We start from the raw sequence: 23563 nt of genomic DNA, 5'->3' as shown, positions 1-23563 counted from the left end.
GATCACATGCGCTTCGGGGCGGTGACGCCGAGCAGGCCGAGACCATTGCTGAGCACCTGACTGGTGGCGTCGTTGAGCCACAGGCGGGTGCGGTGCAGGTCGGTGACCGGTTCCTCGCCGAGCGGAATAACGCGGCAGTTGTCGTACCAGCGGTGGTAGTAGCCGGCGACCTCTTCAATGTAGCGGGCGACGCGGTGCGGCTCGCGCAGTTCGGCGGCCTGGGCGACAACGCGAGGGAATTCCTGCAGCACGCCGAGCAGGGCGGATTCGCTGTCGTGCACGAGCAGTTCCGGGGCGAACGCGGTGCGTTCGATGCCGCTCGCTGCGGCGTTGCGGGCGACCGAGCAGGTGCGGGCGTGGGCGTACTGCACGTAGAAGACGGGATTGTCGTTGGTGCGTTTGCCGAGCAGGTCGAGGTCGATATCGAGCTGCGAGTCACTGTTCGAACGCACCAGCGCGTAGCGACCGGCGTCGACGCCGACCGCGTCGACCAGGTCGTCCAGGGTAACGATGGTGCCCGCGCGCTTACTCATGCGCACCGGTTCGCCGTTTTTGAGCAGGTTGACCATCTGGCCGATCAGAATCTGTAGGTTCACGCCGGGTTTGTCGCCGAAGGCAGAGACCATCGCCATCATGCGGCCGACGTAGCCGTGGTGGTCGGCGCCGAGCATGATGAGGCACTGGTCGAATCCGCGCTCGCGCTTGTCGAGGTAGTAGCCGAGGTCACCCGAGATGTAGGCCGGTTCACCATTCGAGCGGATGATCACCCGGTCACGATCGTCGCCGAAGGTGGTGGTGCGCAGCCAGATGGCACCGTCCGCTTCGAAGATGTGGCCCTGCTCGCGCAGTCGGTCGATGGCGCGATTGACGGCGCCGGATTCGTGCAGCGAATCTTCGTGGAAGTACACGTCGAAGTCCACGCCGAAGCCGTGCAGTTTCTCCTTGATCTCGGTGAACATGAGTTCGACGCCGATGGAGCGGAACACCTCCTGCTGCTCGTCCCGCGGCAGGGCGGCAACGTCGCCGTCGTACTTTGCGAGCACCTTCGCGGCGATATCGCCGATGTACGCTCCGCCATAGCCGTCTTCGGGGGTGGGCTCGGCGAGGTAGCTGGCGAGCACGCTGCGGGCGAAGCGGTCGATCTGCGACCCGTGGTCGTTGAAGTAGTACTCGCGGGTGACGTCGGCGCCCTCGGCCGCCAGCACGCGGGCCAGGCTGTCGCCGACCGCGGCCCAGCGTACGCCGCCCATGTGAATCGGGCCGGTGGGATTGGCAGAGACGAATTCGAGGTTGATCTTGAGGCCGTCGTAGAGATGTCCAGTGCCGTAAACAGCGCCCTGGTCGACGATAGTTCTGGCGAGGGCACCGGCCGCCGCCGCTTCCAGGCGAATGTTAATGAAGCCCGGGCCGGCGATTTCGACGGATGCGACGTCCGCCAACTGTTCCAGGCCAGCGGCCAATTCTGCCGCTATTTCACGCGGGTTGGCGCCGAGGGGTTTGGCGATCTTCAGCGCGATGCTCGAGGCCCAATCGCCGTGATCGCGGTTGCGCGGGCGTTCGACGGCGACGTCGGCGAGGGTGAGTCCGAGGTCTACCCCACCGGTGTCAGCCTCACGCCGGCGTTCACTGACGTCCTGAATGAGGTTGAAGAGGGACTGGGAGAGTTCGGCAGGAGTCACTCGGCAATCGTAGCGGCCCCCTCCTGTTGGTAAGGTCAACGCGTGACTGATACACGCGTCTACCCCTCTTTTGCTCGTACCGCCGCTCATCCTGCTCGCCGGCGAGCCGGCCTCCTGCTTGCCGGCGGCGCGCTGTTCGCTCTCGTTTTGACCGGCTGCAGCGCTGGCGATGAGCCGACGCCCTCGGATTCCGCGGCCGCGACGAGCGAGGCATCCGCTGGCCCGGCCGAGAGCGCTTCGCCGTCACCGACGCCAACGCCGGAAGCGACCGGATCAGCGATCACGCAGACCTGCGGCGACCTGCTCACCCTGCAGAACGTCTACGACTTCAACCCGAACTATGGCACCGCTGCGGGCTACTCGCCGAGCGCGAATGGTTTGGCCGAGACGGCCGCGACGTACAACGGCCTGACCTGCGGCTATTCGAATCAGTCCAGTAGCGAGCTGATCGAGCTTTCGCTCGTGGCCCCGAACGATGTTTTGATGACCACGCTCAAGCAGCAAGCGGATGCCGACAGCCAGGCTGTGCCGACCTACGGCACCCCGCCGACGGTCGACGGGTTCTTCACCTATGTTGGTGGCAGCGGCCAGGCGCAGGTCTTCACCGGTACCTACTGGGTGACCTTGAGCTCCCCCGCGTTCTACAACGAGCCCGGCGCAGCCGAAGGCCTGATGTCGGCGGTGCTCGGGCACCTGGGCTAGCCGGTACCTGGGCTAGCCGGCACCTGGGCTAGCGGATTCGGGGCGGCGGGTCTCGGCGGCCGGGCCATGATGCTAACCTTGGATCACCCTGGCCCCCATAGCTCAGGGGATAGAGCACTGCCCTCCGGAGGCAGGGGCGGCAGTTCGAATCTGCCTGGGGGCACTCTTGTCGCGTGCCACGCTAGTTCGGACTTCTGCCACCCAGTTCGGACACCTCGGCGGTCAGCGCAACTAGGCGTCGCCGTCGCTTGAGGGAGGACTCGGCCTCCTCCTTTCCTCTGAGGAGAATGCGGCGAGTTTCTTCCCGAACGAGCGAGCCAGCCCTACGATTCCGGTGAGATCGCCAACGTCATGGAGATGCTGCGAACACTTCCTCAAGCGTGACCAATTCGTTTCCGCCAAAGTATTTTTGTACGTCGGCGGGGCATTCCACGGCAGCGATAGACGGTGGCATGTATGAATCAACCCGGTCGCCCACGAACTCGACCTCGATGCTGACGCAGACCAACACGTCGGCAACCCTCGAATTGAATCCGCTTCCGGTGGAGCTCTGCCCCGATGCGGCGTAGCTAACCAGCACCTTCGGATAGGACTGTGATCGATCGACTACCGCCCCGAATGCCGCACCGTGAGCCCAGCCGGGGATCTGTTCATCTGTGTCCTCGCGGATTGTAGCGAATGCCGGCTTGGGCCAGACATCTCCTGTGGACACCGCATCCAAGTAGCTGTCGAGATTGTGACCAATAGCGCTGTCGACGGCGAGGGCGGAAACCTTCTCTATGGTGATCCGAGCCTCGAACATGGCCTCCTCTCGGATATCCGGGCGCGAGCCTGAGCACGCCAAAAGAGGGAGGATCAGGCACAAAACGAGAGCGCCCTCAATCACCCGTCGCCCTGAACGCAGCGGCCCCTTCGTGTCTGTGTATGACAATCGATCCCCCTTTTTCGCGGTGATTCACGGCTTGAAGCTGGCCTTCTCGCCGGAATCGTAAGCGCGGACCGAACCCCAGTTGGCGCAGCTATGGGCTCGAGGACACGCTCGACTAACGGGAGAAAATCCCTTTCAGAAAGGACATTGCTCCCGCCGGCTGAGGCCGAGTTGATTCGGGCATCGGAGACGCTGTGGCCGCTGATTGATTGGCTGTAAAGGCGGGGGGCTGTAGAGCCTTTGGCGCGGGGATTATGATCCGGGCGAAAACTCCGTCCGCAAACGATTAGTCCTCGATGACCAGCTTCTGTTGCCGGTTGTGAACGATCTTGTCGAGCGTCGACTGGTCAAGTTGCTTCGGGTACAGTCTTCCGACGACGACCTCGCCGACAACGACGTTCAGCTGCTCACCATCGGCGATTACCTTGCATTTTTGATCGCCCACGCCCAATGCAACGAGTTCACTCTGGTACTTCTTGGTCTGCTGGACATTGACCTTCTCGGCTCGAGGTGTCGCAACCCAATCAGCGGGGACAAAGACGTCAGCACCGCCGTCGCGGTATGTCACTGTCGTGTCGAACGACCCGCCCACTGAGTCGATCCATCTGACGATCTTCTCTGCTCTGGCAGCTGACAAGTAGCCGACCTGAGCCCTGCCGATGTGCACGCCGACAGCATTCTTGTCGGCGCGGTTCTGCGGCTCGCGCGTTAGCCGAGCTGGAACTGTGGTCCCGCCCAACCCACGCTTAGCGAACGACGATCCGAAGTATTCGTTCCCGACAACCCACAGTGGTTCCATTTCGCCCAATGCCCGACCCCTCACTAGTCTTTTCGATCCTATGTCGTACGGCTACATGCGGCGTGATCCCGAATACCCCATGACGGGGCCATTTTCGCAGTGTCTGTCCGGGGTAGGTTGGCAATCGTCGCGTCAATTGCGCCTGCCGCACCCCCTAAAACTTCAGTGTCCGGCTATGACAATTTGTCCGGTATGGCTCGTCAAGTGACAACTCTTGTCACGTGCCACGCCAGTTCGGACTTCTGCCACCTAGTTCGGACATGGGGCGTGCCGACCCAAATCTCTTCCGTTTCACTTTGAGTCTCCAGCCTGCAGTTTCTTTCGATGCCGGCACGGGAACCATCGATCCGTGTGGGTGTCTTTCGCGGACGTGCCGTCATTGGCTGTGGGCCGGATACGGCACGATGGGTGCATGGGGACGAATGGAACTTCGGTGATGACAGAAACGCAAAGGCCTGCGCGTCGGGGACAGCCCTTACCGGAGCGCACCCGGACAGCAGGCAGCTCCTTCCCGCGCATGGTGACTCGCTTTCGATGTCGGTGATGAGTTCTGAACGCATGTGGACACCGTGAGGAGAGCCACTCAGGCTCTTGGCGCCGGACGCTTTAACGCTAGACGCGGTGTCTTCCTCGCTTGTCCGAAGTAGCGTGGCAAGAATCGTGGATGGTTTCGACGTGACATCCGCGTAATTCCGAGTGTCCGGCTATGACAATTTGTCCGGTATGGCTCGTCAAGTGACAACTCTTGCCAGTTCCCTGCGATCACGCGGATCTAAGTCACTTCAGCCGTTGGTGCCGGTGCGGGCAGTTCGTCGTTTGCCCACGTTTTGCCCATTCAACGACCTGAATGACTGGTTCCCAGTCGTCGGTTGAGATTGCCCATATTACGATCCGACGACGCAAATGCGCGACCGTCCCGGCCACACTTCTGTCATCGAAACCTGGTCGCAGGTTCACGCGTTAAAACACGGAACCCCCGGTCGATTGACCGGGGGTTCCGTGTTTCTCACTCAGTACTGCTCATGCAGTGGGGGTCAGCGGCTGCTCAGAGCCGGTTCGTCGAACTGGTTGCTCGTGTTATTCACGCCGCCGGCCTTGAGGGCTGCGGCGCCGGCGAAGTACTCCTTGTGGTTGTCACCGAGGTCGGATCCAGACATGTTCTGGTGCTTGACCGTGGCAATTCCCTCACGAATTTCGCGACGCTGCACACCCTTGACGTAGGCGAGCATGCCCTGGTCAGCGAAGTACCCCTTGGCGAGGTCATCCGTTGAGAGTGCGGCCGTGTGATACGTCGGCAGGGTGATGAGGTGGTGGAAGATACCAGCCTCCTTCGAACTGTCGCGCTGGAAAGTACGGATGTTCTCATCGGCGTTCAAGGCCAGTTCGGTCTCGTCGTAGTCAATGCTCATGAGCTTTGCACGGTCGTAACCGGACACGTCCTTGCCCTCGGCCACGAGTGCGTCGTATGCCTGCTGACGGAAGTTCAAGGTCCAGTTGAACGACGGGCTGTTGTTGTAGACCAGCTTGGCATTCGGGACTGCCTTGCGAACCTCGTTCATCATGCCGGCGATCTGGCCGATGTGCGGCTTCTCGGTCTCGATCCAGAGCAGGTCGGCACCGTTTTGCAGCGACGTGATGCTGTCGAGCACGCAGCGCGCCTCGCCTGTTCCGGCGCGGAACTGGAACAGGTTGCTGGCCAGGCGCTTCGGGCGCAAGAGCTTGCCGCCCCGCTTGATGACGACGTCGCCGTTTCCGAGGTCGGCCTCGGTGATCTCGTCGACGTCGAGGAAGGAGTTGTACTGGTCGCCGAGGTCACCGGGCTGGTAGGTCACGGCCAGCTTTTGCGTGAGGCCGGCACCGAGCGAGTCGGTGCGTGAGACGATAATGCCGTTCTCGATACCGAGCTCGAGGAACGCGTAACGAACGGCGTTCAACTTGGCAATAAAGTCTTCGTGAGGAACGGTGACCTTGCCATCTTGGTGGCCACACTGCTTCTCGTCCGACACCTGGTTCTCGATCTGGATGGCGCAGGCGCCAGCCTCGATCATCTTCTTGGCGAGCAGGTAGGTGGCTTCGGGGTTACCGAAGCCCGCATCGATGTCGGCGATGATCGGCACAACATGGGTCTCAAAGTTGTCGATCTGCGTCTGGATCGCAGCTGCTCTGGCGTCGTCGCCAACGATGCGGGCGTTATCGAGACCGGTGAAGAGCAGGTCGAGTTCGCGGGCGTCGGCCTGACGGAGGAAGGTGTAGATCTCCTCGACGAGAGCAGGAACGGTCGTTTTCTCGTGCATGGACTGGTCGGGGAGCGGACCGAACTCGCTGCGCAGAGCGGCAACCATCCAGCCGGACAGGTAGAGGTAACGCTTGTTGGTCGTCTTGAGGTGCTTCTTGATCGAGATCATCTTCTGCTGGCCGATGAAACCGTGCCAGACGCCCAGCGACTGGGTGTACACAGAGGAGTCAGCGTCATACTCAACCATGTCTTTGCGCATGATGTCGGCCGTGAACTGCGCGATCTCGAGTCCGGTCTTGAACCGGTTCTGGGCGCGCATGCGGGCGACGGACTCGGGGTTGATGGCGTCCCAACTGCTTCCAACCTGCTGCTTGAGAGCTTCGATGTCCTCGATGTCTTTCTGGTAGACAGTCATGTTCATTCCTTCGACGTATGAGTTGGGCTGAGCCGGGACTACTGACTCAACGGGCCACTTTCGGCTGCTAACTCAAGATTGGCGCAAGAACAACCGGTCTTCTCAGGAATGTGAGCCAGAAGAAGTGCGTTTCTTCTGCATTTGAAAAGTTATTCGTCAGGAAGTGTGCTGTCCCGGCCATGAGCCGGGTAGGACGATCACCAGTCGGCACCGCGGGCACCGGTGGCAGGATTCCAGGCCTTCGGCGGTGTCGATGCCATCCGCAATCATCTCGGTGCCGCAGGCTGGACAGAGGGTGCCATCATCCGCCTCTGCGGCTGACATCATGCGAATGATTTCAGGCCGGCACCGCAGAGGGGCACCACGACCGATCCGGCCGTGAGCGAGCTCGCGGCCACCGCCCAGGTGGGACTGACGGAGTCGAAATCCTCGTCGACGGCGGCGCGCACCGCGGCGAAAGAGACTGCGGAGGTTGGCTCCACGAAGAGTCCTTCGTCGGCGAGTTCTCGCCGTGCGGCCGCGGTCTGCGTGTCGGTGACGCATACGATGGTGCCGCCGCTGGCGCGGACGGCTCGCAGAATCTGCTTCCCGCGTGGAGGAGCTGCGATGGCGATGCCCTCAGCGATCGTGGCGCCTGCGTCAACGAGCTCGGGGGCGTCGAGCCCCTGCGCCATGGCCTGTTCGAGCGGCGAACAAGCGGATGCCTGCACCGCGACGAGCCGCGGCATCCGCTCGGCGAGGCCAGCGGCGACCAGCTCACGGAAGGCGAGGTAACAGCCGAGCAGCATCGTGCCGTTGCCGACCGGAACCACCACGGTCTCGGGCAGAGTGCGCCCGCGCTGCTCCCAGATCTCATAGCCGTAGGTTTTGACGCCATGCAGAAAATAGGGGTGGTAGACGTGGCTCGCGTACAGCACACCGGGCCGTCCCGCCGCCTGCAGGGCCGCCGCGGCGGTATCCGCTCGAGAACCGGGCACCAATTCGACCGTCGCACCGTGCGCACGCATTTGCGCAAGCTTGCCGGGCGATGTGGATTCGGGAACGTACACCGTGCAGCCGATACCCGCCCGACCGAAGTAGGCGGCCATCGCCGTGCCGGCGTTTCCGCTGCTGTCGACCATGGCACTTCGAACGCCGAGCCGTGTGGCGAGGGTCGCGAGCACCACAGCGCCGCGGTCCTTGAACGAGAGCGTCGGCAGCAGAAAGTCTAGTTTCAGCTGCACGTGGGCGAACGACCGGGAGGGTATGAGTGGTGACAAGCCCTCCCCCAGTGTGATGGCGGGGTCGACCTCGATCGGCAAGGCTTCGGCATACCGCCAAAGGGAGGGAACGCGGCGCCGCAGAGCCGCGGCATCCACTTGAAAATCGAACTCGGCAACGTCAAGGACGCCGCCGCAGGCGCACCGCCAGGCCAGGCTCTCCACCGGGTAGGGCGTGGCGCATTCTGAGCAGACCAGATCGGGCAATGCTGTCATCGATTCAGCCTAGCTGCCGGTCGTGAACCGCCAGATGCTCGTGGAGACGGGGTTGCCGGCCAGGTCGCGCACGGCCGTGCTGCCGCCGGTGATCGTGACGGTGAAGTTAGTGGTGGCAGCGAGCGTGGCGCTCGGGTTCAGAATCCACTGGTTGGTCGTGCCGTTGCGGGAGACGAGGGCCGTGATCGCCGCGCCGGTTGCGGTGTTCTTCAGTTTGAAAGTGGATGCCGCTACCCCGGCCATTCCCTCGCTGAACGTCACCGAGACACTCGCGGTGCGACTCGCGCCTGTGGCCCCGCTACCCGGCGTGCGCGTGGTGATCGTGGGCGCCGGCCCGGTGGTGAAGCTCCACCCCGTCGACACCAGCGGGCTGCCCGACAGATCACGAATACCCGTGACTCCCCCGGTGAGGCTCACGCTGTACTTGGTGTCGGCAGCGAGGCTCGCGCTCGGGTTGATGGTGGCGACCCGCGTCGTCGTGTTGTAGCTGACCGCAGACGACAGCACCGTACCGCCCGGATTCTTTATTCGCATCGTGGTCGTCGAGACGCCCTGCACGGCTTCGCTGAACGTGGCCGTCGCGTTGGCGGTCTGCGCGACGCGGGTGGCCTGGCTCACCGGCGACTTCCCCGTGACCGTTGGCGGGGTGGCTGCGGAGACGACCGGCGTCAGGAACCCGCTATTGGCGGTGTTCCAGTGGGTGGCGAGGTAGTTCGACGCGGGCGGCGTGCCGGGATAGTAGTAATCCTCGTCGTGACAGTCGATGGCGGTGTCCGCGCCCGGGCAGGTGAAGGTGAGCGTGCCGCCGAGCGCAAAATACAACCCGCCGTCGTCGTAACACATGAGGTCGGCTTCGTCGTAGCAGTGCCCACCCTTGCTCGAGTGCGGCGCCGAATCCTGCACGGCCCCAATGTTGTGGCCGATTTCGTGCGCCATCACGGGCATGTCCAGATAGGCCGACATGGAGTAGCGCGGCCGCGAGTCATTGTTGGCGTTCGCGGCGGCACTCGGCTGATCATCGATCGATAGCTCGCCCTGGCCGCCGAAGGGGTAGGAATCCTGCACCTGATCGATGTAGGCGATGTAGAGACGCTCATTGGCGATGAAGTCGACCGGTCCCAGACCGAACGCGATCTGGTTCTGCAGGCTCGCAACATAGTCATCGAAGGTGAAGCTGGCGTCGCTTCCGACCGGTAACAGCGTCACATTGCGCACCGTCACATCCACACCATTCGTGCACAGAAAGCGATAATTCTGACTGGTTGCGGCATCCGCTGCCTCGAGGTTGTTATTGACCTGCCGCATCATGTCGCGCAGCGGGGCCACCATCGCGCTGAACCGGTTGGTGCGATCCTGTGGAACGCCGTAGATCACCTCGATGCGCTTACCGCTCACACCATCGGCGTTGCACAGCGCGGTCAGTTCCGAGGCCGGTGCAGCGGCCACGCCCTGTTCCTGCACAGCGGATGTCTGCTTCAGCCTGGCCCCACCGCCGAATGCATCGACCGGGTCGGGTCCGTGGCTGCACAAGCTGGTTCTGGCGACCGTGATCTTCAACCGCGCGCAGATCTTGGCCAGGTCGGGCGCCGTCTGCACGACGGCCTGGGTTGAGACGGGCACGGTCGCGGCGTCGGCGACGTTGCTCGGCAGCAGTGCGAACGAAACGATCACCATGGCGCCCAAGGTGAACACGGCGAGGGTACGACGAACAACGCGGAACGGCCTCAGAGCGCGAACGAGTGTCATCTTTCGTGTCCTTCCAGTGCTGGCCACGACGTGGTGATTACAGTAATGCGGTTCTTCCGGGCCGACAAGGGCCATTGAAACCACCAAGTAGCAAAATCATTGGCAAACCATGACCGCGCGGCAGGCAGCGTCGATATTGTGTGTGCATGCTCGTCGAACATCGCGGAAACCGTCCGACCGTGCATGAGTCCGCTGATATCGCGCCCACCGCCGTTGTGAGTGGCGAGGTGACGGTTGGGGGCCGGGGCGCGCATCCTGCACGGCGCCGTCGTGGCCGCCGAAGACGGCCCGGTCGTGTTGGGCGACAATGTGGTTGTGATGGAGAACGCCGTCATTCGGGGCAGTGCGGGGCATCCGTCTCTCGAGGGCAACTCGGTCATGATCGGGCCGCACGCGCACGTGAACGGATCGACCATTGGAGCGGATGCCTTCATCGCGACTGGCGCTGCGCTGTTTCCCGGTTCGGTGGTCGGCAAACGCTCAGAGGTGCGCATCAACGCTGTCGTGCAGATCAAGAGTCGGCTGCACGACGGGGCGGTCGTGCCGATCGGCTGGGTGGCCGTTGGCGACCCGGCGCAGATTCTGTCGCCGAACCGTCACGATGAGATCTGGGCCATACAACGGGGACTGAACTTCATGAGCCCGTGTATGGCGTGAGCCGGGACGAGTCGATGCGCGAGGTCATGTCGCAGCAATCCGACTACTACAGCGCCCACCTGACGGACCGGGTTATCGACCCCGACACCGACTGAACGGATGCCGACCGCCCCATAGGGTGGAAGCCATGATGATTCACCGTTACTGGCGCATCGCGGTGTTCGCACCGATCGTGGGGTTTCTCCTCGCGGCCGGCGTGGCCGTCGTGATGACGGATGCCGGCAGCGGCGAGACCGAATTCCGGTTTTGGTTCGTGGTGCTCTCCATGGCGAACTATGGCGTGATCGGCCTCGTCATTGGGGCGGCCGCTATGTTTGGCGGCCTCGCCACCGTGGCGATGTTCGATCGACACCTCACGAAATCGCGGCGCGTTCGCATCTTTCTCGCCGCATTCGGCGCGGTCGTCGGTGTGCTGCTGCTGTCCGTCGGGGTCGCCGTCGCTCTGACCATGATGGACGATGCCGCGTATGCGGGAATCACCATTGCCTTTGGTTTGGTCTTCGGCCTGGCAGCCAGCGTCGTTGCGGCCGTCATGGTGCTCTACGCAGATCGGCATCGCCGCTAGGCGGCAGCGAATCGCTTCTGCGCGCGCGCCTTGGCTTTGTCGGCTTCGACCTCTCGATTCTTCGGCGGCGCCGTGCTCACGAGGTCTTCGAGTAGGTGCCTGGAGATGTGGGCGATCTCGTGTACCGCACGCTCAAACGCCTCCTCATTGGCCTTCGACGGATGCGTCGATCCGCTGATCTTGCGCACGTATTGCAGCGCGGCCGCGTGCACCTCGTCGTCGGTCGCGGCGGGCTCGAAGTTATGCAGCACATGAATGTTTCGACACATGGTCTCAGGGTAATCACCGTTCGCGCACCCTTCAAGGCCCGGGGGAAGCGGGTCCCTGCTCGGCTTCGACAGGAGACGCCCTTCGCTCGCACCCGACCTCGTCGGCATCACTTCACGGCTGCATGGTCATCGGCTCGCTGCAACCTCGAGCGGATAACCTCAATGATCGGGAAAGTCTGTAATCGAGGGAGATACGCATGACGACCAGCACCATCCACAGCGCACGCCCCGTTCGCGCCGCCCGCGGCACCGAACTCACCGCGAAGACCTGGCAGACCGAGGGCCCGTTGCGCATGCTCATGAACAACCTCGACCCCGAGGTCGCCGAACGCCCCGACGACCTCGTCGTCTACGGCGGGACAGGCAAGGCCGCGCGCAACTGGGAGTGCTACGACGCGATCGTGCGAACCCTCGAAACTCTCGAAAAAGACGAAACCCTTCTCGTGCAGTCGGGCAAACCGGTCGGCGTCTTTCGCACCCACGAGTGGGCGCCGCGCGTGCTCATTGCCAATTCCAACCTCGTCGGCGACTGGGCTACCTGGCCCGAGTTTCGCCGCCTCGAGCACCTTGGACTCACCATGTACGGGCAGATGACTGCCGGATCGTGGATCTATATCGGCACCCAGGGCATTCTGCAGGGCACCTACGAAACCTTCGGCGCCGTCGCCGCAAAGCGGTTCGGTGGCACCCTGGCCGGCACTCTGACCCTGACCGGCGGTGCTGGCGGCATGGGCGGTGCGCAGCCGCTCGCCGTCACGATGAACGACGGCGTGGTACTCATCGTCGACGTCGACCCGGCCCGCCTTCAACGCCGGGTCGACCACGGTTACCTCGACGAGATGACCGACGACATCGACGACGCCATCGCGCGGGTGCTCGCGGCCAAGGCCGAACGCCGCGCCCTGTCGGTGGGCCTGGTCGGCAATGCCGCGACGGTGTTCGCCGAGTTACTTGCCCGCAAGGTGCCGATCGACATCGTGACCGACCAGACCAGCGCCCACGATCCTCTGTCTTACCTGCCGGAGGGAGTCACCGTCGACGATTGGCACACCTACGCGGCCGCGAACCCGGAAGAGTTCACCGTGCGCGCCCGGGCCGCGATGGCCAAGCAGGTGCAAGCCATGGTGGAATTCCAGGACGCCGGCACCGAGGTCTTCGACTACGGCAATTCCATTCGCGCCGAGGCAAAACTCGGCGGCTACGCGCGGGCCTTTGAATTTCCCGGATTTGTGCCCGCTTACATTCGACCGCTCTTCGCCGAGGGCAAGGGCCCGTTCCGCTGGGTCGCCCTGTCCGGCGACCCAGCCGACATCCTGGCCACCGACAAGGCCATTCTCGAACTGTTTCCAAACGATGCGGGGCTGCACCGCTGGATCACCAAGGCCGAAGAGAAGGTGCAGTTCGAAGGATTGCCGGCCCGCATCTGCTGGCTCGGCTACAAGGAACGCCACCTTGCAGGGCTGAAGTTCAACGAAATGGTCGCCTCCGGCGAGCTCAGCGCGCCCATCGTGATCGGCCGTGACCACCTCGACTCCGGCTCAGTCGCCTCGCCCTATCGCGAGACCGAGGATATGAAGGACGGCTCAGACGCGATCGCTGACTGGCCACTCCTGAACGCCCTGCTGAACACCGCCTCGGGTGCGACCTGGGTGTCGATTCACCACGGTGGCGGGGTGGGAATCGGCCGCAGCATCCATGCCGGGCAGGTCATTGTCGCTGACGGCACCGCGCTGGCCGCCGAGAAGATCGAGCGTGTACTGACCAACGACCCTGGTTCCGGCGTCATGCGTCACGTCGATGCGGGCTACGAACGGGCCGAGGACGTGGCCCGCGAACGCGGCCTGCGCGTGCCGATGTGGGAAAACTGAGATGTGGGAAGACTGAGGTGTCGACCAGTTTCTGGTGCGAGTCCTTGCTGATCGACGGGGTCGCCGTCGCGGGGGTGCGGCTCGAAGTCGACTCGGCCGGTCGCATCACGCGCGTTCAGGTTGGGTCTGCGCAGGCAGCGGACATCCGCTTGGGAACGGTTGTGCCGGGGTTCGGCAATGCCCACTCGCACGCATTTCATCGGGCCTTGCGGGGCCAGACCCACGAAGATGACGGTGATTTCTGGCTGTGGCGCGAACGGATGTACCGGGTCGCCGCCCAGCTCGACCCGTCGAACTATCAGGCGCTGGCTACCGCGGTGTTCGCAGAGATGCTCGTCTGCGGGTACACGGCCGTCGGCGAATTCCACTACGTGCATCACCACGCGGATGGCGTACCGTATGAGCCAGCGCACGCTATGGAACTGGCGCTTGCGGCGGCGGCGCGGGCCGTAGGCATCCGTTTGGTGCTGCTCGACACGATCTATTTGAAGGGCGGCATCGGTCGGGAGCTGGCGACAGAGCAACGCGCGTTCGGCGACGGGACTGCCACCGCGTGGCTGACCCGCTGGCAATCCCTGCGCGCGCAGCTCGAGGGCGACGACCTGGTGACTCTCGGGGCTGCCCTGCATTCGGTGCGCGCCGTCCCTCCCGACGCGATGCGGGAAGTGCTCGACGGGCTGCCTCGAGAGGTTGCCCTGCACGTCCATCTCTCGGAGCAGCCGCAGGAAAACACGGACTGCCTGGCGGCCTACGGTCTGACCCCGACCGGCCTGCTCGAGTCGCTCGGGGCGCTCACGGCGCGCCTGAGCGTCGTGCACGCAACGCACCTCAGCGACACCGACCGAGCCCGGCTCGGTGACGCCGGGGTGACCGTGGTGATGTGCCCGACCACCGAGGCCGACCTCGGCGACGGCATCGGCCCGGCGCTCGCCCTTGCCACGGCGGGCTCGCCGATTGCGCTCGGCTCCGATCAGAACGCGGTCATCGACCCATTCCTGGAAATGCGCGGTCTCGAGATGGCAGAACGGCTCGCCTCGCAGCAACGCGGACGCTTCTCCCCCGCCGCACTCCTGGCAGCCGCGTCGACCGCCGGCTATGCCGCCCTCGCACTCGGACGCCACCGGCTGCAACCGGGCGACCCGTGCGATCTCGTCGAAATCAGCACGACCGGGGTGCGCACCATCGGGTCTCTCCTCGGGCAGCTGCCCCTGACCGCGACGGCTGCCGATGTTCTGCGCGTTTTCGTGGGCGGGCGCCTGGTGGCTGAGTGTGGCCAGCTGGTCGGCGGCGAACGGCCGGCGATGATGATGGCCGACGCACTCGTTAGGCTCGGCAGATGACCGCGACCCAATTCACCAGCACCGAGCTGGTGACTGGCATCGGTGAGCTGACCACCCACGACGATTCGGGCGAACGGATGCACAACGCGGCCCTTATCATCGGCGGCGGTCGCATCCTCTGGATCGGTGCCGCTGCGAAGGCTCCCGCAGCCGATCGCCGAACGGACGTCGACGGTCGCGCCGTTCTGCCCGGCTGGGTCGACACGCACACGCATCTCGTGTTCGGCGGGGACCGTTCGGCGGAGTTTGAAGCCCGCATGGCCGGCCAGCCCTACGCCGCCGCCGGCATCAACACGACCGTCGACGCCACGCGGGCCGCGACCGAGGAACAGCTCGTTGCCACGGCAGGGCATCTGCGCCGCGAGGCCGAAGCGCAGGGCACCACCTTTCTCGAAACGAAGACCGGATACGGGCTCGATGTCGCGAGTGAAGCGCGATCGGCGCGCGCTGCCGCCCGGGTGGCCGATGTCGTGACCTTTCTCGGCGCCCACATCGTGCCCGCCGGGCTCGACCGCCGCGACTACCTCGACCTCGTGACCGGGCCGATGCTCACTGCCGTGCGGCCCTATGTTCAGTTCATCGACGCGTTCTGCGAACAGGGCGCGTTCGACGTGGAGCAAACCCGCGAGGTGCTGTTGGCCGGGAGGTCCAGCGGACTGGGCTTGCGCGTACACGGCAATCAGCTCGGTTTCAGCGGTGGCGTGCAACTCGCGGCCGAGCTGGGCGCCGCGAGCGTCGACCACTGCAACTATCTAGAGCCGGTCGACATCGACGCGCTGGCCGCCGGAACGACGGTCGCCACCCTGCTGCCGGCCTGCGACCTGTCGACCCGGCAGCCGTTTGCGCCGGCCCGGCGGTTGCTCGATGCCGGAGTGACCATCGCCCTCGCCACCAACTGCAACCCGGGAACCTCGTACACCACATCGATGCCGTTTTGCGTGGCGACCGCCGTGCTGCAAATGGGCCTGACCGTGAGCGAGGCCGTCTGGGCGGCCACGCGCGGTGCGGCCCGATCGCTCGACCGCGACCAGGGAGCGGATGCCGTCGGCTCCCTGCAGGTCGGCGGCCGCGCCGACCTCCAGGTTCTGAATGCTCCGTCGATTTCACACCTGGCCTACCGCCCCGGGGTTCCCCTCACCGGCGCCGTCTGGCGGCATGGGCTACGCCTTGGTTCCTGAGGACGACATCCCTCGCGCGGCCGCGCGCAAACTACGCTGGGGGAATGACCTCTGGCCCGATCACACCTCCCCTCGTCGCTCCCCTCGCCGCGAAAAGGCCCCACCGCCGTGAGCACCACAACGATGTCTACATCGATGACTATGAGTGGCTGCGCGACAAGGACAACCCCGAGGTCATCGCCCATCTCGAGGCGGAAAACAGCTACACGGAAGCCCGCACCGCCGACCAGGAGAACCTGCGGCAGCAGATCTTCACTGAAATCAAGAACCGCACCCAGGAAACCGACCTGAGCGTTCCGGTGCGTCGCGGTGCCTTCTGGTACTACACCCGCACCGTCGAGGGCCAGGAATACGGCATCCACTGTCGCGCACCCATCAGCGGCCAGGACGACTGGACCGCGCCCATTCTCGACGGTGCCAACCAGAGTGTGCCCGGCGAGCAGATCCTGCTAGACGACAACGTCGAAGCCGCCGATCACGAGTTCTTTTCGCTCGGCAGCTTCGACCTGAGCGAAGACGGCACCCAGCTGCTCTACGCCGTCGACGTCGAGGGTGACGAACGCTACACGATCCGCGTGCGCACCATCGAGACCGGTGAGGATTTGCCAGACGCCATCCCGAACACGAGCGCCGGCGCCCTGTTCGACCCGAGCGGTCGCTACTTTTTCTATACGACCGTCGACGACGCCTGGCGTCCAGACACCGTCTGGCGGCACGAGATCGGCACGGCACGAGACGCCGATACCAGCATCTTCCACGAACCCGACGAAAGGTTTTGGGTGGGCATCGGCATCACGCGCAGCCGAAGGTTCCTCATGATCGAGGCCGGTTCGAGCGTCACCACCGAATCCTGGGTGCTCGACGCGAGCGACCCCACCGGCGACTTCACCGTGGTCTGGCCGCGCCAGGACAACGTGGAATACGACGTCGAGCACGCCATCATCGACGGTGAAGACCGCCTGCTGATCGTGCACAACGGTGGCACCGCCGTCAACTTCGAACTGGTCAGCGTCAGCGCAAACGCCCCGCAAGGCGCCAAGCGGATGCTGCTGCCGCACGACCCACAAATCCGCCTCGAAAGCGTCGATGCCTTCGCCGACTTTCTCGTCGTTGAGTATCGCCGGGACGGTCTGACCCGGCTCGCCATCGACCGTCACGACGCGAGCGGCCTAACCGAACTCGATTTCGACGAGCCCCTGTTCGCCGTCGGATCGGCAGGCAACCCGGAGTGGACGCAACCGACCCTTCGATTCGGCTTCACGAGTTTCGTCACCCCGTCCACCGTCTACGACCTCCTCGTGGCTACCGGTGAGCGACGCCTACTCAAGCAGCAACCGGTGCTCGGCGGCTACGACCCCGCCCTCTACGAGCAACGCCGCGAATGGGCGACCGCCGCCGACGGCACCCGCGTGCCGATCTCTCTGGTCTACCGCCGCGACCTCGTCACGCCAGGCACCCCGGCGCCTACCCTGCTCTACGGCTACGGCTCCTACGAGCACAGCATCGATCCCGGGTTTGGCATCGCCCGGCTCAGCCTGCTCGACCGCGGCATGATCTTCGCCATCGCGCACGTGCGCGGTGGCGGCGAACTCGGCCGCACCTGGTACGAAAACGGCAAGACCACCACGAAGATCAACACCTTCACCGACTTTGTGAGCTGCGCTACACACCTCATCGATGAGGGCTTCACCACCCCCGCCCAGCTCGTCGCCGAGGGCGGCAGCGCCGGCGGACTACTCATGGGCGTCGTCGCCAACCTCGCTCCCGAGTTGTTCTCCGGCATCCTCGCCGAGGTTCCGTTCGTCGATGCCCTCACCTCGATTCTCGACCCCTCACTGCCGTTGACCGTCATCGAGTGGGACGAATGGGGCGACCCCCTGCACGACGCCGAGGTGTACGCCTATATGAAGTCGTACTCCCCCGTCGAGAACGTGCGCGCCGTCGACTATCCGTCGATCCTGGCCGTGACCAGTCTGAATGATACCCGCGTGCTCTACGTCGAGCCGGCAAAATGGGTGGCCAGGCTGCGCGAAGTGCAGGCGGATGCCCTGCTCAAGACCGAAATGTCAGCCGGCCACGGCGGCGTCTCCGGTCGGTACAGCGCCTGGCATGAACGCGCGTTCAACTACTCCTGGGTACTCGACGCCGCCGGCCTCAACGTGCCAGAGAGCGACAGCTAGGGCAATGTCGGATTCTGCGGGTACGCCCGCGTGGAAGCGGCTGGTGCTGCCGCCCGATCAGCAGGCATCCGCTCTGCCACGGATCGGCAATTTCGGGCAGCCGCGTGCCCTGCCCGCCGGACCCAAAGTGCCGATGGGGCTGCAATTCGAGCTGCGCGAGCAGACTCCGCGCACGGACGACCGCTGGCGGGGACCGACCGCCAAAGCGGTGAAGGCGTTCGAACCAGGTCACGGCGAATACCGGCTCGGCGTGCGGCCGGTCATCCACAATGCCCAGGGCAACTGGGTGCGCAGCAACATCACCTGGAGTCACCTCACGTTTCAGCTGAACCGATTCAACCTTGACCCCGAGCATCATCGGTGGATCTCCCAGTTCGCGGCACTCTACAAGGCCGTGCGCGAGGTATACACGAGCCAGGAAACCGACTGGATCTACCTCGACAACTTCACCAGCCCGCTGCTCTGGCCGCTGCTGCGCGAGGCGGAACAGCTGGGCATCGGCTTCGTCGGCAGCAGGAAGGATGTCGTCGTGCGGGTCGGGTCGCTCGCCGAGATCAGCCTCGACGTCTCCCAATCGAATGCCGGCCCGCTGCTATTGCAGGCCCGCCTGCACATCGACGGGGTAAACCACCCGCTCGAAGCCTCCGGAGTCGTCGCGGGCCATGGGGTGTACGGCGTGCGCTTTGGCGCCCCGACGGTGTTCACCCTTGCGCCGACCGCCGACCCGCTCAGCGGCGAGCAGCGTCACCTGATCGGGCAGCTCGATGCCGTAACGGTTCCCGCCGCCGACGCGGCCGAGTTTCTCGGCACGGTCTACCCGGTCTTGCAGCGCAGGGTCGCCGTCACCAGCTCGGATTCATCGGTGCGTTTTCCCGAGGTGCTCCCCGACAATTTCGAGCGCACCGAAACTCCCCACCTCGTGATCACGACGGTGGAAACGGACCAACGCGACTGGTTCGATCTCGGCGTGATCGTCACGGTCGGAACCATCACCGTGCCGTTCGGCCCGCTGTTCAAGGCGCTCGCGAAGGGCCAGACCCGCCTGAAACTGGTCGACAACAGCTATCTCTCGCTGCAGCAGCCCGAGTTCGAGCAGCTGCACGACCTCATCAATGAGGCCCGAGCGCTGCCGGAATGGGAGACCGGTCTGCGCATCAGCCGCTACCAGGCCAGCCTGTGGAGCGATTTTACGGATCTCGCCGACGAGACCGTGCCGGCACTGTCGTGGCGGGCGGCGGCCGCCGGACTGCAGGGTCTGGCCGGGATCGAGCCGACCCCGCTTCCGGCCGGAGTGCACGCGACCCTACGCCCATACCAACAAGAGGGGTTCGCCTGGCTCGCGTTTCTCTGGAAACACCAGCTCGGCGGGGTACTCGCCGACGATATGGGTCTCGGCAAGACGCTGCAGACCCTCGCGCTGCTGGTGCACGCGACCGGCTCGAGGCCGAGGTCGCCGCACCCTGGACCATTTCTGGTCGTGGCGCCGACATCCGTTGTGGCGAACTGGCGCAATGAGGCGACCCGGTTCACGCCCGGGCTGCGGGTGCGGACCCTCACGGCGACCGAGGCCAAAAGCCGCACTCGTATAGCGGATGCCGCCACCGACGTCGACGTGCTCGTCACGTCCTACGCATTGTTCCGTCTCGACTTCGACGCCTACCAGTCGTTGACCTGGGCCGGCCTCATCCTGGACGAGGCCCAGTTCGTGAAGAACCGCACGAGCCGGGCCTACGCCTGCGCGAAAGAGTTGAGCACGCCGTTCAAGCTGGCGATAACGGGCACGCCGCTCGAGAACAACCTGATGGACCTGTGGTCGCTGTTCAGCGTCGTTGCGCCCGGGCTGTTCGCATCGTCGCGTAAGTTTCTGGAGGACTATGTGCGGCCGGTGACCCGCGGTGAAAACCCGGAGCGGCTCGCGAAGCTGCGCCGGCGCATCCGCCCGCTGATGCTACGCCGCACCAAGGAGGTCGTCGCTCGCGACCTGCCACCGAAGCAGGAGCAGGAACTGCGGATCGCGCTGAACCCGGCACACCAGAAACTCTACGACACGTTCCTGCAGCGCGAACGGCAGAAGCTGTACGGGCTGATCGAGGAGCTCGATAAGAACCGGTTCATCATTTTTCGCTCGCTCACCCTGCTGCGGTTGCTGAGCCTCGACGCCTCCCTGGTCGACAAAAAGTACGCGGGCGTGCGCTCGAGCAAGCTCGACGCCCTGTTCGAGCAGCTCGACGACGTCATCGCCGAGGGCCACAAGGCGCTCATCTTCAGCCAGTTCACCTCGTTCCTAAAGCTCGCCGCCGCCCGGCTCGACGCCCTAGGCGTTCCATATTGCTACCTCGACGGGTCGACCCTGCGGCGGAGCGAGGTGATCGACCGGTTCAAGAGCGGAGCGGCGCCGGTGTTCCTGATCAGCCTCAAGGCCGGTGGCTTCGGTCTCAACCTCACCGAAGCCGATTACGTCTTTCTGCTCGACCCATGGTGGAATCCGGCCACGGAGGCGCAGGCCGTCGACCGCACCCACCGCATCGGCCAGACCCACAACGTGATGGTCTACCGGCTGGTCGCCAGCGGAACCATCGAGGAGAAAGTCATGGCGCTCAAAGCTCAGAAGGCGCAGATGTTCGCCGCGGTGCTCGACGACGATGCCCTGTTCAGCACCGCGCTCACCGCCGACGACATCCGCGGCCTGCTCGAGCCGTGAGTTAGACGGCGCTCGAGGCCGCCCACAGGTTGATGCCGTTGTCGACGGCGTGCACGTCGATAGCGGTCAGCTCCTCGGCGGTGAAATCGAGGTTCTGCAGCGCTCCCACATTGGTTTCGAGCTGTTCCACCGATGATGCACCGATCAGGGCGCTCGTCACCTCAGCGTTACGCAACACCCAGGCCAGTGCCAACTGGGCCAGGGACTGACCGCGCGCGGAGGCAATCTCGGTCAATGCCCGGATGTGCGTCAGCGCTTCGGCGTTCACCATTGATTTGTTCGCTGAGCCGTCGCGGGCGACCCGGGAGTCTGCGGGGATGCCACCGAGATAACGGTCGGTGAGCAAACCCTGCGCCAGCGGCGAGAAGGCGATGCAGCCCGCACCCACGTCTTCGAGGGTGTCGAGAAGGTCGTCTTCGACCCAGCGGTTGAACATCGAATAGGAGGGCTGGTGAATCAGCAGCGGGGTGCCGAGGTCGGCCAGAATCGCCGCGGCTTCTCGGGTGCGTTCGGGCGAATACGAGGAGATGCCGGCGTAGAGGGCCCGGCCGCTCATGACCGCGGTGTGCAGGGCTCCCATGGTTTCTTCGAGTGGAGTGTCGGGGTCGGCGCGGTGGGAGTAGAAGATGTCGACGTAGTCGACTCCCATGCGGGAGAGGGACTGGTCGAGGCTCGACAGCAGGTACTTGCGGCCGCCGAAGTTGCCGTACGGGCCCGGCCACATGTCGTAGCCGGCCTTGGTCGAGAGCACGAGTTCATCGCGGTGGGCGCTGAAGTCTTCGCGGTAGATCTGGCCGAAGTTCGTTTCGGCGCTCCCGGCGGGGGGTCCGTAATTGTTGGCCAGGTCGAAATGGGTGATGCCCAGGTCGAAGGCTCGGTGCAGAATGGCTCGCTGGGTTGCGAGCGGCTTGTCATCACCGAAGTTCTGCCAGAGACCGAGCGAAATAGCGGGTAGTTTGAGGCCGCTGCGCCCAGCGCGCCGATACGGCATGGACTCGTAGCGTGATTCATTCGGGAGAAAAGTCATGTGCTCATGATCCCATTCTTCTGCTGCACATTCGTCTGTTCCACATCGACGTGGTCGCGCAGGTGCTTAGCGTGGGTCAGGACTTGGACTCCACCACGGAGCGCTTGCGCGGTTTGCGGTTCTCCGCGCTGACCATCCAGGAGTACTGCTCGAGTTTTTCGATGAAGGCGTGCAGGATGTCGGCGCTCGTGGGGTCTTCCTCGTCGACCTCATCGTGCACCTTGCGTATGGTGTCGACCGTCGCATCGAGCCGTTCGGTGATGAGAGTGACCGTCTCGGCAGTGTCGACCTCGCCGTCGGGGAACTTCGGCAGGTGCGTGGTTTTGGTGACCGTCTCACTGCGGCCGTCGGGCATGGCGTCGAGGGCGCGCATCCTCTCGGCGACTTCGTCGGAGAATTCCCGGGCATCGAGAATAATCTCGTCGAGTTGCAGGTGCAGGTCGCGAAAATTCTTGCCGACGACGCTCCAGTGCGCCTGCTTGCCCTGAATATGCAGCTCGATCAGGTCAACGAGAACCGACTGCAGGTTGTCACTGAGTGTTTGGGAGGCGCGCATGGTGTCCTTTCAATGGAGAGAATTTGCCGAGACCATATCACCGCAGACTGAACTGGGCCACAATGCCATCATCCCAGCCGAGGGCCGCAGACCCGACGTGCGGCCCTCGGCACCCGGGCCGCTACCGGGGTTCCGGGGTTCGTAACGGTCACTCAGGCTTCTTTCGGCGGGCGCGGCCTGCTGTACTTCTTGTGCGCGGTCTGCGGGGCGGTGCCGAGGATGCGCGCGATGTCGGCCCAGGAACAGCCGCCGTCGCGCATCGCGTTGACCGCCGCCGTGACACGGAGGTTGACCTCCACCCGGTCGCGCACGGCCCGTTCTAGCTCCCGTTCGAGAGCCCGGTACGGTCGAACGATGTGCGCGGCGGGTTCGTCGGCCGGCGGGAACACCGCCTCGGTTTCATCGTTCTGGTCATGACTGTTAGGAGCGACACTGGTCATCGGCAACCTTTCCACTGATGCAACGTAGGCCGCGCGCCATGCACCGTCAACCACTTGACACAAACACGATGACGCCTGCACTGTCGGTGTCGTAGGTATCCGTTCGAACGTGCGTGCGCTGTGGCAGACTCGTTGGCATGACATTCGAAAGGCCTGCCGGAACGGTGATTTCCGTCAGCCGCGACGACGCGCACCGGTTCAGTAAGCCGGTGGTGGGGAGCATCCGTCTATTGGCCGGAATCGGCGTGGAGGGCGACTCGCACGCCGGCGCCACGGTGCAGCACCTCTACGAGAAGAAGCGTAATCCCTTGGCACGCAACCTCTGCCAGGTGCATTTCATGGCCGCCGAGCTGTTCGATGATCTCGCGCCCACCGGCTACATCGTGGCGCCGGGAGAACTCGGCGAGAACGTAACGACGGCCGGGATCGACCTGATGACCCTGCCGCTTGGCACCCGGCTGCACCTCGGTGCTGAAGCCGTGGTCTCGATCACCGGCATGCGCAGCCCGTGCTCACTCATCAACGGGTACCAGAAAGGCCTGATGAAGCAGCTCGTCAAAACGGATGCCGCCGGTACCGTTCAGCGCCGCGGCGGCATCATGGGCATTGTGGTGACCGGTGGCGTCGTGAACCCGGGCGACGGCATCCGGGTGGAACTGCCGGTCGGCGAGCAGCTGCCGCTCGGCGTCGTCTAGCCGCGCCCAGCGCCACCTGAGGAAACCGGACCCATGATCGATCATGGGCCCACCTCAGGACCCTGGGCCCCGTTTCCAAACTGGACCCAGGGACGAGGCCCGGGGCC

19 protein-coding genes and 1 tRNA gene are annotated in these 23563 nt (G+C 64.4%); 10 read left to right on the top strand and 10 right to left on the bottom strand.

Annotation, left to right across the window (positions count from 1 at the left end; genetic code table 11):
• Positions 1-2 precede the first annotated feature (2 nt).
• Complete coding sequence (argS, locus tag E3T47_RS09355; protein WP_134555813.1) at positions 3-1679, bottom strand: arginine--tRNA ligase; 1677 nt, start codon at positions 1677-1679, stop codon at positions 3-5.
• A gap of 42 nt (positions 1680-1721) precedes the next feature.
• On the opposite strand from argS, the gene E3T47_RS09350 reads away from it, so the two are divergent.
• A complete protein-coding gene (locus tag E3T47_RS09350) occupies positions 1722-2381 on the top strand; it encodes a hypothetical protein (RefSeq protein ID WP_134555812.1) in 660 nt (219 codons plus the stop codon).
• A 91-nt stretch (positions 2382-2472) separates the two neighbouring features.
• Positions 2473-2544, top strand: a tRNA-Arg gene (locus tag E3T47_RS09345).
• A gap of 186 nt (positions 2545-2730) precedes the next feature.
• Here E3T47_RS09345 and E3T47_RS09340 read toward each other — a convergent pair.
• The 5 genes from E3T47_RS09340 to E3T47_RS09320 form a co-directional block, all read right to left on the bottom strand.
• Positions 2731-3183: a hypothetical protein gene (locus tag E3T47_RS09340; protein WP_134555811.1), complete on the bottom strand. Its 453-nt coding sequence runs from the start codon at positions 3181-3183 to the stop codon at positions 2731-2733.
• Positions 3184-3595: 412 nt separating this feature from the next.
• The gene (locus E3T47_RS09335; RefSeq protein ID WP_134555810.1) at positions 3596-4108 is read right to left on the bottom strand and encodes an HIRAN domain-containing protein; all 513 of its coding nucleotides are present in this window, start codon (positions 4106-4108) and stop codon (positions 3596-3598) included.
• 1034 nt (positions 4109-5142) lie between these two features.
• Positions 5143-6759, bottom strand: coding sequence for an isocitrate lyase (locus E3T47_RS09330; protein ID WP_134555809.1), 1617 nt, complete (start codon positions 6757-6759; stop codon positions 5143-5145).
• Between the two features lie 323 nt (positions 6760-7082).
• The gene (locus E3T47_RS09325; RefSeq protein ID WP_134555808.1) at positions 7083-8234 is read right to left on the bottom strand and encodes a threonine synthase; all 1152 of its coding nucleotides are present in this window, start codon (positions 8232-8234) and stop codon (positions 7083-7085) included.
• Between the two features lie 9 nt (positions 8235-8243).
• A complete protein-coding gene (locus E3T47_RS09320; protein ID WP_166805679.1) occupies positions 8244-9980 on the bottom strand; it encodes an Ig-like domain-containing domain in 1737 nt (578 codons plus the stop codon).
• Between the two features lie 234 nt (positions 9981-10214).
• On the opposite strand from E3T47_RS09320, the gene E3T47_RS09315 reads away from it, so the two are divergent.
• On the top strand, positions 10215-10637 hold the full coding sequence (locus E3T47_RS09315; RefSeq protein ID WP_241982120.1) for a gamma carbonic anhydrase family protein: 423 nt from the start codon (positions 10215-10217) through the stop codon (positions 10635-10637).
• A 127-nt stretch (positions 10638-10764) separates the two neighbouring features.
• Positions 10765-11202 carry a hypothetical protein gene (locus E3T47_RS09310; RefSeq protein WP_134555806.1) on the top strand — a complete coding sequence of 146 codons (438 nt, stop codon included), beginning with the start codon at positions 10765-10767 and terminating at the stop codon, positions 11200-11202.
• Here the strand turns inward: E3T47_RS09310 and E3T47_RS09305 are convergent.
• Positions 11199-11471, bottom strand: coding sequence for a DUF2277 domain-containing protein (locus E3T47_RS09305; RefSeq protein WP_134555805.1), 273 nt, complete (start codon positions 11469-11471; stop codon positions 11199-11201). The two genes, E3T47_RS09310 and E3T47_RS09305, sit on opposite strands and share 4 nt — an antisense overlap.
• Positions 11472-11668: 197 nt before the next feature.
• On the opposite strand from E3T47_RS09305, the gene hutU reads away from it, so the two are divergent.
• From hutU to E3T47_RS09280, 5 genes are read left to right on the top strand one after another with little or no spacing between them, the layout of a single operon-like run.
• Positions 11669-13339, top strand: a complete 1671-nt coding sequence (gene hutU, locus E3T47_RS09300) for a urocanate hydratase (protein WP_134555804.1) — start codon at positions 11669-11671, stop codon at positions 13337-13339.
• 17 nt (positions 13340-13356) lie between these two features.
• Positions 13357-14679 (top strand): formimidoylglutamate deiminase, encoded by a 1323-nt coding sequence (locus E3T47_RS09295; RefSeq protein ID WP_134555803.1) that lies wholly within the window; start codon positions 13357-13359, stop codon positions 14677-14679.
• Positions 14676-15857 carry an imidazolonepropionase gene (gene hutI / locus E3T47_RS09290; RefSeq protein WP_134555802.1) on the top strand — a complete coding sequence of 394 codons (1182 nt, stop codon included), beginning with the start codon at positions 14676-14678 and terminating at the stop codon, positions 15855-15857. The genes E3T47_RS09295 and hutI overlap by 4 nt, the downstream gene beginning before the upstream one ends.
• A gap of 44 nt (positions 15858-15901) precedes the next feature.
• Complete coding sequence (locus E3T47_RS09285; protein ID WP_134555801.1) at positions 15902-18037, top strand: S9 family peptidase; 2136 nt, start codon at positions 15902-15904, stop codon at positions 18035-18037.
• A gap of 4 nt (positions 18038-18041) precedes the next feature.
• On the top strand, positions 18042-20738 hold the full coding sequence (locus E3T47_RS09280) for a DEAD/DEAH box helicase (RefSeq protein WP_241982118.1): 2697 nt from the start codon (positions 18042-18044) through the stop codon (positions 20736-20738).
• A 1-nt stretch (position 20739) separates the two neighbouring features.
• On the opposite strand, the gene mgrA is transcribed toward E3T47_RS09280, so the two are convergent.
• From mgrA to E3T47_RS09265, 3 genes are all read right to left on the bottom strand, one after another.
• Positions 20740-21765 (bottom strand): L-glyceraldehyde 3-phosphate reductase, encoded by a 1026-nt coding sequence (mgrA, locus tag E3T47_RS09275; protein WP_134555800.1) that lies wholly within the window; start codon positions 21763-21765, stop codon positions 20740-20742.
• Between the two features lie 76 nt (positions 21766-21841).
• The gene (locus E3T47_RS09270) at positions 21842-22321 is read right to left on the bottom strand and encodes a Dps family protein (protein WP_134555799.1); all 480 of its coding nucleotides are present in this window, start codon (positions 22319-22321) and stop codon (positions 21842-21844) included.
• Positions 22322-22473: 152 nt separating this feature from the next.
• Positions 22474-22761 carry a helix-turn-helix domain-containing protein gene (locus tag E3T47_RS09265; RefSeq protein ID WP_134555798.1) on the bottom strand — a complete coding sequence of 96 codons (288 nt, stop codon included), beginning with the start codon at positions 22759-22761 and terminating at the stop codon, positions 22474-22476.
• A gap of 137 nt (positions 22762-22898) precedes the next feature.
• Between E3T47_RS09265 and E3T47_RS09260 the strand changes: the two genes are divergently transcribed.
• On the top strand, positions 22899-23456 hold the full coding sequence (locus E3T47_RS09260; RefSeq protein ID WP_134555797.1) for an MOSC domain-containing protein: 558 nt from the start codon (positions 22899-22901) through the stop codon (positions 23454-23456).
• Positions 23457-23563 lie beyond the last annotated feature (107 nt).

The sequence above is a fragment of the Cryobacterium ruanii genome, from assembly GCF_004404055.1.
In the GTDB taxonomy this organism is placed as follows: Bacteria; Actinomycetota; Actinomycetes; order Actinomycetales; family Microbacteriaceae; genus Cryobacterium; species Cryobacterium ruanii.
This window is presented reverse-complemented; position numbering and strand designations above follow the sequence as displayed.